Annotated in this window: 16 protein-coding genes and 1 pseudogene; 2 read left to right on the forward strand and 15 right to left on the reverse strand. The window is 65.0% G+C overall.

Annotated features, from left to right (window positions below; all coding sequences use genetic code 11):
- Position 1: 1 nt before the first annotated feature.
- The 7 genes and pseudogenes from P6U27_RS33365 to P6U27_RS33395 form a co-directional block, all read right to left on the reverse strand.
- Positions 2 to 659, reverse strand: a pseudogene (locus P6U27_RS33365) (aspartate/glutamate racemase family protein).
- An 8-nt stretch (positions 660 to 667) separates the two neighbouring features.
- A complete protein-coding gene (locus P6U27_RS33370; RefSeq protein ID WP_122405667.1) occupies positions 668 to 1552 on the reverse strand; it encodes a polysaccharide deacetylase in 885 nt (294 codons plus the stop codon).
- Positions 1539 to 2354 (reverse strand): ABC transporter substrate-binding protein, encoded by an 816-nt coding sequence (locus P6U27_RS33375; RefSeq protein ID WP_407193390.1) that lies wholly within the window; start codon positions 2352 to 2354, stop codon positions 1539 to 1541. The genes P6U27_RS33370 and P6U27_RS33375 overlap by 14 nt, the downstream gene beginning before the upstream one ends.
- Positions 2355 to 2370: 16 nt before the next feature.
- The gene (locus tag P6U27_RS33380; RefSeq protein WP_209295090.1) at positions 2371 to 3135 is read right to left on the reverse strand and encodes an amino acid ABC transporter ATP-binding protein; all 765 of its coding nucleotides are present in this window, start codon (positions 3133 to 3135) and stop codon (positions 2371 to 2373) included.
- Positions 3132 to 3989, reverse strand: coding sequence for an amino acid ABC transporter permease (locus tag P6U27_RS33385; RefSeq protein ID WP_162500446.1), 858 nt, complete (start codon positions 3987 to 3989; stop codon positions 3132 to 3134). The genes P6U27_RS33380 and P6U27_RS33385 overlap by 4 nt, the downstream gene beginning before the upstream one ends.
- On the reverse strand, positions 3986 to 4813 hold the full coding sequence (locus tag P6U27_RS33390; RefSeq protein ID WP_407193391.1) for an ABC transporter substrate-binding protein: 828 nt from the start codon (positions 4811 to 4813) through the stop codon (positions 3986 to 3988). The genes P6U27_RS33385 and P6U27_RS33390 overlap by 4 nt, the downstream gene beginning before the upstream one ends.
- 50 nt (positions 4814 to 4863) lie before the next feature.
- Positions 4864 to 5787, reverse strand: a complete 924-nt coding sequence (locus tag P6U27_RS33395; protein ID WP_407194529.1) for an N-carbamoyl-D-amino-acid hydrolase — start codon at positions 5785 to 5787, stop codon at positions 4864 to 4866.
- Positions 5788 to 5971: 184 nt separating this feature from the next.
- On the opposite strand from P6U27_RS33395, the gene P6U27_RS33400 reads away from it, so the two are divergent.
- The gene (locus tag P6U27_RS33400) at positions 5972 to 6898 is read left to right on the forward strand and encodes a LysR family transcriptional regulator (RefSeq protein WP_407120743.1); all 927 of its coding nucleotides are present in this window, start codon (positions 5972 to 5974) and stop codon (positions 6896 to 6898) included.
- Between the two features lie 39 nt (positions 6899 to 6937).
- The gene (locus P6U27_RS33405) at positions 6938 to 7657 is read left to right on the forward strand and encodes a type 1 glutamine amidotransferase (RefSeq protein WP_122405673.1); all 720 of its coding nucleotides are present in this window, start codon (positions 6938 to 6940) and stop codon (positions 7655 to 7657) included.
- A 121-nt stretch (positions 7658 to 7778) separates the two neighbouring features.
- Here P6U27_RS33405 and P6U27_RS33410 read toward each other — a convergent pair whose 3' ends face one another.
- The 8 genes from P6U27_RS33410 to P6U27_RS33445 all read right to left on the reverse strand — a co-directional run bounded on the left by P6U27_RS33410 (position 7779) and on the right by P6U27_RS33445 (position 13526).
- Entirely contained in the window at positions 7779 to 8246 is a 468-nt protein-coding gene (locus P6U27_RS33410; protein ID WP_407193392.1) for a DUF1348 family protein, read from the reverse strand.
- 95 nt (positions 8247 to 8341) lie between these two features.
- Positions 8342 to 8791 (reverse strand): tol-pal system-associated acyl-CoA thioesterase, encoded by a 450-nt coding sequence (gene ybgC, locus P6U27_RS33415; RefSeq protein WP_027577544.1) that lies wholly within the window; start codon positions 8789 to 8791, stop codon positions 8342 to 8344.
- Between the two features lie 68 nt (positions 8792 to 8859).
- A complete protein-coding gene (locus P6U27_RS33420; protein WP_129144406.1) occupies positions 8860 to 9780 on the reverse strand; it encodes a metallophosphoesterase in 921 nt (306 codons plus the stop codon).
- A gap of 129 nt (positions 9781 to 9909) precedes the next feature.
- Positions 9910 to 10962, reverse strand: coding sequence for a Holliday junction branch migration DNA helicase RuvB (gene ruvB, locus P6U27_RS33425; RefSeq protein ID WP_407193393.1), 1053 nt, complete (start codon positions 10960 to 10962; stop codon positions 9910 to 9912).
- Positions 10959 to 11423, reverse strand: a complete 465-nt coding sequence (locus P6U27_RS33430) for a hypothetical protein (RefSeq protein ID WP_129144408.1) — start codon at positions 11421 to 11423, stop codon at positions 10959 to 10961. The genes ruvB and P6U27_RS33430 overlap by 4 nt, the downstream gene beginning before the upstream one ends.
- Positions 11420 to 12037, reverse strand: a complete 618-nt coding sequence (gene ruvA / locus P6U27_RS33435; RefSeq protein WP_407193394.1) for a Holliday junction branch migration protein RuvA — start codon at positions 12035 to 12037, stop codon at positions 11420 to 11422. Before ruvA ends, P6U27_RS33430 begins: the two co-directional genes overlap by 4 nt.
- On the reverse strand, positions 12034 to 12561 hold the full coding sequence (gene ruvC / locus P6U27_RS33440; protein WP_407120738.1) for a crossover junction endodeoxyribonuclease RuvC: 528 nt from the start codon (positions 12559 to 12561) through the stop codon (positions 12034 to 12036). Before ruvC ends, ruvA begins: the two co-directional genes overlap by 4 nt.
- 218 nt (positions 12562 to 12779) lie before the next feature.
- Entirely contained in the window at positions 12780 to 13526 is a 747-nt protein-coding gene (locus P6U27_RS33445) for a YebC/PmpR family DNA-binding transcriptional regulator (protein WP_407193395.1), read from the reverse strand.
- Between the last annotated feature and the right edge of the window lie 170 nt (positions 13527 to 13696).

Raw genomic sequence — 13696 nt, forward strand, 5'->3', positions numbered from 1 at the left:
CTTACGTGTTCAACAAGACCGCCCCGATCGCGGCCGCGACCGCCTGCTGCGCCGGCTCGACCACGGGCACGCCGATCGCATCCGCAATCGCCGCGCGATGCGAGGCCATGCCGGCGCAGCCCATCACCACAACATCGGCGCGACATTGGGTGACCAGCGCGCGGCCGGCTTCGATCAGCCGCCCGCGGATGTCGGCGCCTGCCGTCTCCGCTGCGCTCGCGCCGACGGACCAGCTTCCGGCATAGCGACCATCGACGCCCATCACCCGCACCATGCGCTGCTGGCGGCGAGATGCTCGACGGCGACAGTGCGATCACGCCGAAGCGTTCGCCCAGCATCAGAGCACGAAAGATGCCGCATTCGGCAATGCCGAGTACCGGCCGTCCACCGGCCGCCTCACGCACCGCATGCAGGCCGGGATCGCTGAAGCAGGCGAGCACGAACGCATCCGCATCGTGGCGCGTCACGCGGTTCACCAGCGGCATGACGATGCTGTCGGCATCGCGCTGCGAGCTGATGCCCGGCGGACCCTCGGCAAGTCCGATCACTTCGATGTCGGGCCCGCCGGCGATCCGCAGCGGCGCCACTGCATCGTCGATCGCCGCCGTCACGGACGCCGAGGAGTTGGGGTTGATGACGAGGATGCGGCGGCGGGTCATGGCACTGTTCAGCGGCTGCCGGCTTCGTGGCGTAGGAAGTTCTCCGCGATCTTCTCGCCGGTGGTGATCCAGACATCCGGGCACGACTTCACGTAAGTCAGGAACTCGCGCAGCAGCCGCAGCCGCATCGGACGGCCGCTGCATTGCGGGTGCAGCACCGTCGTCACCATCGCGCCCCAGTCGCGGACCTCGTCGAGCTCGTCCTTCCACATTGAGAGCACATGCTCTTTTGGGAAGATCGAGCGCGGACTGAAGCGTGCCGAGAGGCCATGCATCCAGTCGTCATAGCTCGCGGTGACCGGCAGCTCGATCGTGCCGGGCTTGCCGTCGGCAAGACGATGGCGATAGGGCCGCACGTCATCGCGGAACGATGAGGTGTAGACGATGCCGTGGCGCACCAGCGCGACGCGCAGCTCCTCGGTGAACTCGCCGTAAGGGGCGCGATAGCCGGTCGGTTTGACGCCGAGCCGGCGCTTCAGCGCCTCGAAGCCGCGCTCCAGCTCTTCCTCGATCCAGGGATCACCGGGATCGGGCAGCAGATGGTGGTAGCCGTGATGGCCGATCTCGTGGCCGGCCTTCAGAATCGATTCGGCCATCGCCGGATGCGCATCGACCGACCAACCCGTGACGAAGAAGGTCGCCTTGAGATCGAGCTGGTCGAGCAGCTCCAGCAGCTTCGGCGTGCCGACGCGCGCCTCATAGCCCCCATAGCTCATGGTGATGAGCCGCTGCGCGTGACCTGCGTCCTTGCTGGTCCAGGCGCTCTCGGCGTCGACGTCGAACGACAGGAACATCGCGGATGTGTACGGCTTCGGCCATGGATAGTTTGGCGCGGGATCCGCGGTGTTGGCCGGAACGAGCGGGATGCTCTCGAGTGCCTTACTGTCCAGCATTGATGGTCGCCTTCTCTATTGCGTTGTCGCTCAGTTTCCACTTCGTCAGCAGGGTCTTATAGGTGCCGTCCGCGATCAGCGCATCGACGGCTTCGAGCATGGCCTGCTGAAGGGCCTTTTCCTTGACCGGCAGCGCGATGCCCGTGAACTGCGTCGCGAAGGGATCGCCGACCGGCGCATAGGTGCCCGGCTCGAGATCCATCAGATAGGGCAGCGTCTCGTTGCCCTGCACGGCGGCGTCGATACGGCCCTGCCTGAGCTGGTTACGCGCATCGGCCGAGCCGTCGGTGCCGACGAACTGGACCGGGTTGCTGCCGCAGTTCTTCTGGCTCCACTTGCCGATCTCAGCGGGAAACATGGTCCGGCGGCTGGCGCCGACCTTCTTGCCGCAGAGCGCAGCCATGTCCTTGAACTCGGACGCACGGGACTGCTGCACGAAGAATTTTGGACCGCTGCGCAAATAATCGACGAAGGACGCGATCTCGTGCCGGCTCGCATAGTCGGTGAAACCCGACAGGATGGCATCCACCCGTCCCGTCGAAATCGACGGCATGAATTCGGCAAAGCTGGTCTCGGTCCACTCGATCTTGACGCCGAGCTTGCGGCCGATCGCCTCGCCGAGATCGATATCGAATCCGGACAGCGCGTTGGTGGCGGGATCGCGGAACTCCATCGGCGGATAGTTCGGCACCAGCGCCACCTTGAGGCTGCCGCGCTTGACGATGTCGGGCGGCAACTCGATCGCCATCACCGATGCACTCATGGCGCCCAGGAATGCCGCCGCAAGCAAAAGTCTCTTCATCACCACGCCCCCTATTTCAGATTACAGCCGACAGAAATGCCTTGGTGCGCTCCTCGCGCGGCGCACCCAACACGTCCGAGGCGCGGCCCTGCTCGACGATCGCGCCCTGGTCCATGTAGACGACGCGGTCCGCGACCTCGCGGGCGAAGCCGAGCTCGTGCGTCACCACCATCATGGTCATGCCGCTCTTCGCCAGCTCCTTCATCACCGCGAGCACCTCGCCGACGAGCTCGGGATCGAGCGCGCTGGTGGGTTCGTCGAACAGCATCAGCATCGGCTTCATGGCGAGCGCGCGCGCAATCGCCACGCGTTGCTGCTGGCCGCCGGAGAGCTGTGCCGGATACGAGTCCGCCTTGGCTGCCAGCCCGACGCGCCGGAGCAGTTCGAGTGCCTCGGCACGTACCTCATCGGCTTTGCGCCCCTGAACCTGGGTCGGACCTTCTGTGATGTTCTCCAGCGCGGTCTTGTGCGGAAACAGGTTGAAGCGCTGGAACACCATGCCGGTCTTCAGCCGCTGCCGCCCGATCTGTTGCTCGCTCAGTCGATGCAGCCGCCCGCCGTGCTCGCGCACGCCCAGAAGCTCGCCGTCGAGCCAGATGCCGCCGGCATCGATCGTGGTGAGCTGGTTGATGCAGCGGAGCAGCGTGGTCTTGCCCGATCCGGAGGCGCCGATCAGGCACATCACTTCGCCGGGCCAGACGTCGAGCGAAACGTTCTTGAGAGCCTGGAACTCTCCAAAGCTCTTGCTGACGGAGCGGATCGCGACGAGGGGCTTTGTCATCGCGCCGGCCGCAATGTGCCGCGCGCAAAGCGGCGTTCGAGCAGCATCTGCAACGGGGTCAGGATCGAGACCACAAGCAGGTACCACAGCCCGGCGACGATCAGGAGCTCGATGACGCGGGAGTTGGCGTAGTAGATGTTCTCGGCGTTGTGCAGCAGCTCCGGATATTGGATGACGCTCGCCAGCGAGGTCGCCTTCACCATGCCGATGAACTCGTTGCCGAGCGGCGGGATCACCACGCGCATCGCCTGCGGCAGCACGATCCGGCGCAGCGCGCGCAGCCGTCCCATGCCGATCGCCTGCGCCGCTTCGTACTGACCGACATCAACCGACAGCATGCCGGCGCGCATCACCTCGGAGGTGTAGGCGCCCTGGTTGATGCCGAGCCCGAGCAACGCGGCGAGGAACGGCGTCATGACGTCGACGGCCCGCGCGGACCACAGACCAGGAATTCCGATCGTTGGAAACACCAGCGCGAGGTTGAACCACAGCAGCAGTTGCAGGATCAGCGGCGTGCCGCGGAACAGCCAGGTGTAGCCGGCAGCAACGGACTTCAGCACCGGATTGGGCGACAGCCGCATGATCGCGACGACGATGCCGAGAAAAATGCCGAGCATCATCGCCAGCACGGCCATCACCATGGTGTTGACGATGCCTTCGAGGATGACCTTCACGGTCAGGAAGCGGCCGACATAGGACCATTCGATCTGACCGTTCGCAAACGCGCGCGCGATCGCCGCGAGCACGAGGACGATCAGGGCCGCGCTGAGCCAGCGGAACCAGTGCGGCTCGCGCGCGATCCGCATGCCCGACAGATCGGGAAATCCCTCCGCGAGTGCCGGCGCCGGCTTCATTGCGGCGCCGCGTTCAGCATGGGCTGGGCCACCGCATTGGCCCCGAGGCCCCATTTGTCGAGAATGGCCTTGTAGGAGCCGTCGGCGATCATGGCGGCGAGCTTCTCCGTCACCACCTCGCGCAAGGCGGCATCGTCTTTGCGGAACATGATGCCTTGGTAGCCTTTTGCAAGCGCCTCGCCGACGATGCGGTATTTGCCGGGCTCCTGGGATTGCGCATAGGGCAGCGTCTCGCTGCCCTGCACGGCGGCGTCGATGCGGCCCTGCTTGAGCTGGTTGCGGACGTCGATCGAGTTCTCGCCGGGGACGTACTGGATCGCCGGCTTGCCGGCCGGCTCGCAATTCTGCTTGCTCCACTTCTCGATCTCGACCGGGAAGCTGGTGCTGCGGGTGGTGCCGACCTTCTTGCCGCACAGATCGGTCGCATCCTTGACCGGACTGTCCGCCATCGCGAAGAACTGCGGGCCGGTCGCGAGGTAGTCGACGAAATCGGCGGTCTCGCGCCGCGAGGCGCGATCGGAGATGCCGGAGATGATGAAATCGGCGCGCTTGGTCTGAAGCGAAGGAATCAGCTCGGCGAACGGCGTCTCACTCCAGACGATCTTGAGGCCGCCGAGCCGCTTGGCGAGCTCATTGGCGAGATCGATGTCGAGCCCGACCAGCTCGCCCGTCGCGGGATCGCGATATTCCATCGGCGCGTAGGTGGAGTTGACCGTGAGCTTCAACGCGCCCGCCTGCTTGATCTCCGCCGGCAGCTCGGCGGCTCGTGCAGAGGTCACCGCAGCCAGCGTGGCAACAGCGAGAGAAAATGAGAGGCGTGTCATGTCAGCTCCTTTGCCCATGTCAGCTCCGTTGCCAGCGCCGTGCCACTTGCTCAGTCGGCATCGAGAACGGCCGGCTCGATCACGCCAGCGCGTTCGGTGATCACCCTGTATTGCTCGGGCCGCCGGTGGGCGGCGAAGTTGAACATCTTGTCCTTGCCCTGACGGCAGAGATCGAGATCGATGTCGGCGACGATCACCTCGTCGGCCAGCGTCTGCGCCTGCGCGACGATGCGCCCATTGGGATCGACGATGCAGGAGCCGCCGATCAGGCCGGAGCCATCCTCCTCGCCCGCTTTCGCCACCGAGATCGCCCAGGTCGCATTCATGTAGGCATTGGCCTGCGTCACGAGCGTGGAATGGAACGTGCGCAAGGAAGCGTCTTCGGTGATGCCGCCGTTCGGATCATAGGCCGCCGAATTGTAGCCGACGCAGACGAGCTCGACGCCTTGCAGGCCGAGCACGCGCCAGGATTCCGGCCAGCGTCGATCGTTGCAGATCATCATGCCCATGATGGCGTGGGCCCACGCCGACCCGGCACGGAAGGCGGGGAAGCCGAGGTCGCCATATTCAAAATAGCGCTTCTCGAGCTGCTGGTAGCGCGCGCCCTCGCGAGGCTCGACCGAGCCCGGCAAATGCACCTTGCGATAGCGGCCGAGAATCTCGCCGTCGCGATCGACCAGGATAGAGCAATTGTAGCGCCGACCGTCCGGGGTCAGCTCGGCATAGCCGACATAGAAGCCGACGCGGAGCATACGTGCGCGGTCGAACAGCTTTGCCACCGCCGCGTTCGGCATGCTGCGCTCGAAATACCGGTCGAGCGCCTCGCCTTCGAGCAGCCAGCGCGGAAAGAAGGTCGTGAAGGCAAGCTCCGGAAACACCACGAGGCTGGCGCCACGGCCGGCGGCCTCCTCCAGAAGCGCGAGCATTCGCGCCAGCGTGTGCTCGCGAGGATCTGCTTTTTGCGTCGGCCCCATTTGGGCTGCGGCGGCGCGAAGGACACGAACCAAGATTGCCTCCAATCTATGCGCAGTGCTGCCTCAATGGGCGAGTGAACCCTTTGATGCGATGCGCAAATCCGCTGCCATTACGAGTGAGCGGGGCTGCAAAATCAATTCGCTCTGCTATGATCTTTTGGCCCTGAGTATAACCGGCAGTGATATGAACCTGCGTCAGCTCGAGATTCTCCGTGCCGTCATCCGCCACCGCACCACGGTTGCGGCGGCGGACGAACTGGCGCTGTCGCAGCCCGCGGTCAGCAATGCGCTGAAAACGATGGAAGCGCAGGCGGGCTTCGCGCTGTTCGAGCGCGTCAACAACCGGCTGTTTCCGACCGCGGAAGCGATGGCGCTCTACAAGGAGAGCGAGGCGATCTTCGCGCTGCACGCCAAGCTCGAAAACCGTGTGCGCGATCTGCGCGAGAACCGCTCCGGGCATCTCGCCATCGTCGCGACGCCGCCGCTCGCCTACAGCATCATTCCCTCGGCAATGTCAGGGTTCCTGCGCCGCCGCCCGGAGACGCGCATGTTCTTCGACGTGCGCCGCTACGAGGGCATCATCGAGGGCGTGCTCAGCCGTGTCGCCGAACTCGGCTTCGCGCTCGGGCTGACGCATCATCCCGGCATCGCGCACGAGGTGGTCCACACCGGCGAGATGGTCTGCGTGCTGCCGCCGCAGCACCCGCTCGCCGACAGGCCGGTGATCTCGGCTGCGGACCTCTCCGGCCTGCCCTTCATCGGCCTCGAGCGCGGCACGCGGCTGGGCGAAGCCGTGCGCGACAGCTTTGCCCGCGCCGGCGCGCCGTTCCAGCCGAGCGTGGAGGTGCGCTATTGCAACACGGCCTGCGTGCTCGCGGCCGCGGGCGTCGGCGCTGCGGTGGTCGATCCCTTTTCGCCGCGGCAGAACGGCGGGAGCGGCCTCGTCGTCCGTCCGTTCACTCCGACGACGCAGGCGGTCGCCTATATGCTATGGTCGGAAGCCGAACCGCTGTCGCGTCTGGCGAAGGCCTTTCTCAACGAGGTCCGCAAGGAGAGTGCACTGCTGGAGCGCACAGCGCCTCACCAGCAACATGGGACAGAAAGCAACTGAGCTTGCGATCACACGCGCAACGTTTCAGCCTGGGGGCATATGGCACGCATCACGATCATCGAGACCGGGCAGGTACCGCCGAAATATCGCGAGCACCACGGTTCGTTTCCGGACATGTTCGAACGCATGATCCGTGCCGAGGATTCGACGGCGACGGTCGAGGTCGTCAGTATTCCGAACGGCGATGCGCTTCCCGATCCGAGCAAGCTCGAGGCCGTCCTGATCACCGGCGCTGCGGCCGGCGTCTATGACGGGCTCGACTGGATCGCGCCGCTGGAAGATTTCGTGCGCACGGCTTACGCCAACAAGACACCGATGGTCGGCGTCTGCTTCGGCCATCAGCTGATCGCGCAGGCGCTGGGCGGCACCGTGCGCAAATCCGAGAAGGGCTGGGGCATCGGGCGGCACGTCTATCAGGTGCTGCCGGAAAACGGCGTCATCGATGGCGAAGCAGTCGCGATCGCCGCCTCACATCAGGATCAGGTGATCGAGCCGCCAAACGACGCGCTGACGATCCTCTCGTCCGACTTCACCCCGCATGCTGGCCTGCTCTATGCCAACGGCACGACGCTGACAGTGCAGCCGCATCCGGAATTCGATGTAGCGTTCGCGGAAGTTTGCTGCGAACTGCGCGAAGGGAAAGCGCCGGATGATGTCGTCGCGACGGCGCGGGCGTCGCTGGCGGAGCCGATGGACAGCGCGAAGCTCGGTGGGGCGATTACGAGGTTTCTGGCACGCAAACCGATCTCCTCAGCCTGAGGAGCGCGCTCTCGCGCGTGTCTCGAAGGATGGAGGCCCCTGCTGCACCAGCGGGGCCTGCATGGTTCGAGACGCCGCTTCGCGGCTCCTCACCGTGAGGATTGAGAGTTGCCTGCGCGGCTCAGAACGGATCCGTCCCCAGCCCCGGCACATCGGCCGGCCGCGGTCCCGGCGCCGCCCAGTGAAACCGGCGATCCTTCTCTGCAATCACGATGTCGTTGTTCGAAGCCTCGCGCCGCTTCATCAGGCCGTGCTCGTCGAACTCCCACTGCTCGTTGCCGTAGGAGCGATACCACTGGCCGCTTGCATCGTGCCATTCGTACTGGAAGCGCACCGCGATGCGGTTGCCGTCGAAGGCCCAGAGATCCTTGATCAGACGGTAGTCCTGCTCCTTCTCCCATTTGCGGGTGAGAAAGGCGACGATGGCTTCGCGGCCCTGAAAAACTTCCGAACGATTGCGCCAGCGGCTGTCCTCGGTATAGGCGAGCGACACGCGCATGGGATCGCGTGAATTCCAGGCGTCCTCGGCCATGCGGGCCTTTTGCGCGGCAGTCTCGCGGGTGAAGGGTGGAAGCGGCGGGCGCGACATAATGGCCTCATCGGTTGATCGGGGGCCGAGAATTTATCGCCGCATTTGGCGGAGTCGATAGGCCATCACAAATCAGGCGATCAATTATCGGGCGATCAGGAAATCAAATCGGCTTTCATCAGCGTCCGGATCGACTTCGGGATCGGCTGGGCGCGGCCACCGCTGATGAAGGCGACGCGGACCTCGGCTTTCACCAACACGTCGTTGCCGCGTCGCACCTCCTGCGCCAGCATGATGGAGGCGCCCTTCACCGCGATCGGCCAGGTCACGACATCGAGCACGTCGTCCATCCGCGCGGGCTTCAAAAAGTCCAGATGCATCGAGCGCACCACGAAGGCGAAACCGGCGCCTTCCGTCTCGGTCTGCTCGAACAGCGCCTGCTGCTCGGCGCCCATCAGCCTGAGGTGATTGGTGCGTCCGCGCTCCATGTAGCGCAGATAATTGGCGTGATAGACGATGCCGGAAAAATCCGTGTCCTCGTAGTAGACACGGACTTGCATGTGGTGGCGGCCGTCGCGGATCTCGCCGTCGAGATGGGCAGTCACGTCGCGAGCCTCTTCGCTTGTCGCTGTCGGCCCCGTTTTGCGCAAAAACCGAGGTCCGCGCAAGCGTGTCAGGACACGACCGGCACAGTCCGCCCCAGCGTCACCTCGACGATCTCCGGCGGCACGCCGACACGAACGGGCATGATGCTGCAACCGAGGCCGCCGGAGATGATGACGTCGCATTTCAGCCTGAGATGACCATAGGCAAGCCGGATGCCCTGCTGCTTTGGAACGGCCGGCGACCAGCCGAGCAGGCGAACCTGACCGCCATGGGTGTGGCCGGACAGTTGCAGCGCAACGCGCGCGGGCACGCGCGGCGCGATGTTGGGCTCATGCGCGAGCAGGATGATGGGCGCATCGTCCGTGACCTTGGCGAGCGTCGCATTGAGATCGTCGGCACCGAAGCGCACCATGCTCCGGAAACGTCGCGCCGGCAGGAAGGCGAGTTGATCGCCGAGGCCGGCGAGCCAGAACGAGCGGCCGTCCTTGGTGAGGCGCACGACATCGTTCTCGTAGACGGGGATGCCGGCCGCCTCCAGTGCACGATGCGCGACGGTCGCCCCCTGCCCGGCCCGCTGCACCGTCCCGTCGTCCCAATAATCGTGGTTGCCCATGACGGCATGGACGCCGAGCGGCGCCTTGAGGCCCGCCAGCACCCTCGCCCATTCGCTCGACGGGATGATGCGCGTGACCTGATGCAGGCCGGCCACGTAGTCGCCGAGCAGCACGATGAGGTCGGGCTTCAGCGCGTTGGTGCGATCGACGATAGCCGCGATCCGGTCCAGCGGCATCCAGGGATCGCAGGCATGGATGTCGGCGACGACGGCGATCTTCAGCGGAAGATCCGCCGGCCACTGCCGCGGCGTCGGATGATAGCGGGTGACGCGGAGCCGCAGCATCGGCTCGACACCGACGCCATAGGCCGCGGTCGAGACGCCGAGGGCGGACAGGCCGCCGATGGAACGGATGAGATGACGGCGCGTGATCATGGAAGCTCGATGGTGATGCGGCGTCTTGACGATATCTGATTGGAGCGGAATTGGGGTGCGTTCGTGCAGATCGTCTGCACGAGATTACCGGAAGTTCATCAAAGCCGGAACGGCGGACGCTTCAGCAGGTCACTCGTCGCCGTCATCCGTGCCGAACAGGCCGAACTGCGCCGCCGCATCGCGCGAGGGTTCGGCGATGCCGAGATGGCGGAAGGCGTGCGAGGTCAGCAGCCGGCCGCGCGGCGTGCGCTGCAGATAGCCGCACTGGATCAGATAGGGCTCGATGATGTCCTCGATGGCATCGCGCGGCTCCGACAAGGCCGCGGCCATGGTCTCGACGCCGACGGGGCCGCCGCCATAGTTGAGAGCGATGGTCGAGAGATAGCGCCGATCCATGGCGTCGAGCCCTGCGGCATCGACCTCGAGCGCGCTGAGCGCGTGATCGGCGATCTTGCGATCGATCTTATCGGCATCGGCCGCGGAGGCGAAATCGCGCACGCGACGCAGCAGGCGGCCGGCGATGCGCGGCGTGCCGCGGGCGCGGCGCGCGATCTCGTTGGCGCCGTCCGCGCTCATGCCGACATTGAGCACACGCGCGCCGCGGCTGACGATGCTCTCGAGTTCTTCAATGGTGTAGAAATTGAGCCGGATCGGAATGCCGAAGCGGTCGCGCAAGGGATTGGTGAGAAGGCCTGCGCGCGTGGTGGCACCGACCAGCGTGAACTTCGACAGCTCGATCTTCACCGAGCGCGCCGCCGGGCCCTCGCCGATGATGAGGTCGAGCTGAAAGTCCTCCATCGCGGGATAGAGCACCTCTTCCACCGCGGGGCTGAGGCGATGGATCTCGTCGATGAAGAGCACGTCACGCTCTTCGAGATTGGTGAGGAGCGCGGCGAGGTCGCCGGCCTTGGCGATCACCGGGCCGGACGTCGCGCGGAAACCGACGCCGAGCTCCTTGGCCACGATCTGCGCCAGCGTGGTCTTGCCGAGACCGGGGGGACCTACGAACAGCACATGATCGAGCGCCTCGCCGCGCTTGCGCGCCGCCTCGATGAAGATCGACAGGTTCTTGCGCGCCTGCTGCTGGCCGACGAAATCGGACAGCGATTGCGGCCGCAGCGCGGTGTCGCCGACATCGTCGCTGCGGCGCTCGGGCGTGACCATGCGGGGGGGAGTGGTCATGCGGAAGTCCTGCACAGTCGCTTGTCGATAAGAAGGGCAGCTTGAGCACCTGCAAAGAAGATCAAACTTACCACAAGCAAGACAAATGCCTCAGCCGGTTCACTCAGTGTTCTTCCAACAGAGCCAATCACCAGCGCCGAAAGCAAGCTTGCAACGAGAACGTTCCACCAGACAACGGAGCCTCGGATTTGCAGGAAGATTGCAACCATCAAGGCCACAACGGCCGCGGGCAAGAACAAGCCTTTCACCGCAAACCAGCTGAATCCGATCAGGTCGCGCGAGACCGAAAAGCATCGAATGACACGACTAAGAAAACAACCTGATGCCGAAAACGCCAGCATTGCAAGATACCCGGCAAAAAGTGTTCCGCAGAAGACGACGACGAACATACGGCCGAGGCGCCGCAAATGCTGGCGTGCCGCACCTTGACCCCACTCGGAGAGGCGCCGGCCGTTGTTCACTTGGCCAGTTCCTTCAAACCCAATCGAATGAGCTGCGCCGTCTCGGCGCCCTCACCTGCGCTGCGCGAGGCCGATGCAATCGCGGCGGCGGCTTGCGGCTGCCCGTAGCCGAGATTGACCAGCGCGGAGATCGCATCCGCCACCGGGCGCGGCGCGCGCTGATCGTCGACGGCGCCGGCAAGATGCACGACGTGCGGATCGACATTGGCGAAGGCCGGCGCCTTGTCCTTCAATTCGGTGACGATGCGCTCGGCGACCTTGGGGCCGACGCCGGGCGTGCGCGCCACCGCAGCCTTGTCGCGCAGTGCGATGGCGTTGGCGAGATCGGCAGGCGACAGCGTGCCGAGCACCGCGAGCGCGACCTTGGCACCGACGCCCTGAACGGTCTGGAGCAGGCGAAACCATTCGCGCTCCTGGTCGGTGCGGAAGCCGAACAACTTGATCTGGTCCTCGCGGACATAGGTCTCGATCGACAGCACGGCGGCCTCACCCGACGACGGCAGATGCTGCAGCGTCCGCGACGAGCAGTGCACCTGATAGCCGACGCCGCCGACGTCGAGGATGACGAAGTCCTCGCCGTAGGAATCGATCAGGCCCTTGAGCTTGCCGATCATATCCCCACCACCTTCAGCCTAAGCGCCGCGCTCTGGCGGTGATGGGCGTGGGTGATGGCGATGGCGAGCGCGTCGGCAGCGTCCGCGGACGGCGGCTCGGCTTTCGGCAGCAAAATCTTCAACATCATCGCGATCTGGGCCTTCTCGGCGTGGCCGGCGCCGACCACCGTCTTCTTGACCTGGTTGGGCGCGTATTCGGCGACACTGATGCCGAACATTGCGGGCGCCAGCATGGCGACGCCGCGGGCCTGGCCGAGCTTCAGCGTCGCGACGCCGTCCTTGTTCACGAAGGTCTGCTCGACCGCGGCTTCCATCGGCTGGTGATCGGATAGAACGGCCGCCAGGCCTTCATGGATCGCGAGCAGCCGACCCGACAGCGGCAGATTGTCCGGCGGTTCCACCGAGCCGCAGGCGACGTAGATCAGGCGATTGCCCTCGGCCTCGATCACGCCCCAGCCGGTGCGGCGCAGGCCGGGGTCGATGCCGATGATGCGAACGGGGCCACGAATCGGGAGCTCGGTCATGGGCCAGTGATAGCGGCTGGCCGGACTGAGGGAAACAGAAACAGAACGGAAGTAACAGGGGAAGTGGGGCAGGAGCTGCCCACCACAGGGCATGCCGTCATACCCCGCGAAAGCGGGGTATCCAGTACGCCGCGGCTGGTCCGGATCTCGCAGGCGTCTCCGGAATACTGGGTCGCCCGGTCAAGCCAGGCGACGACAGTGGAATTCGGAGCTGGCTATCAGCCACCCATCTTCGCCATCAGCGCGTCCGACACCTCGAAATTGGCGTAGACGTTCTGGACGTCGTCGTGCTCGTTGAGCAGGTCCATCAGCTTGAGCAGCTTCTCGCCGGTTTCGTCGTCGACCGTAACAGTGTTCTGCGGCTTCCAGATCAGCGCGGCCTTGCGCGGCTCGCCGAACTTGGCTTCCAGCGCCTTGGCGACGTCGCGATAGCTTTCAGTCGAGGCGTAGATCTCGTGGCCGCCCTCGCCGGAAACCACGTCATCTGCGCCGGCCTCGATCGCGGCGTCCAGCACCGCGTCGTCGGAGGCGACGCTGCGGTCGTATTCGATGATGCCGGTGCGGTCGAACATGAAGGACACCGAGCCGGTCTCGCCGAGATTGCCGCCGGACTTGGTGAAGAAGGAGCGGATGTCGGAGGCGGCGCGGTTGCGGTTGTCTGTGAGCGCCTCGACGATGACGGCGACGCCGCCGGGGCCGTAACCCTCGTAGCGGATCTCGTCATAGTTCTCGCCCTCGCTGCCGATCGCCTTCTTGATGGCACGCTCGATATTGTCCTTCGGCATGTTCTCCTGGCGCGCCGCGATCACGGCGGCACGCAGGCGCGGGTTCATGGCGGGGTCGGGCGTACCCAATTTGGCGGCGACGGTGATTTCCCGCGCCAGCTTGCCGAAGATCTTCGACTTCTGGGCATCCTGCCGCCCCTTGCGGTGCATGATGTTCTTGAATTGGGAATGTCCGGCCATGCGTGGTCTCTTCAGGAATCGTCAGCCAAGGGTGAGCGTTGGAAGCGCGGCCTTATAGGCTGCCAACCCACCGGAATCAAAGGGCTCTGGTTGTCTCAAGGTAGCACTGTAGAGGTAGCCGCCGTAATGGTTCGTGCCTAAACATCGGGCATCGTTAACCCTGATTTCAT

It is taken from the genome of Bradyrhizobium sp. STM 3566, assembly GCF_045571445.1.
Classification (GTDB): Bacteria; Pseudomonadota; Alphaproteobacteria; order Rhizobiales; family Xanthobacteraceae; genus Bradyrhizobium; species Bradyrhizobium vignae.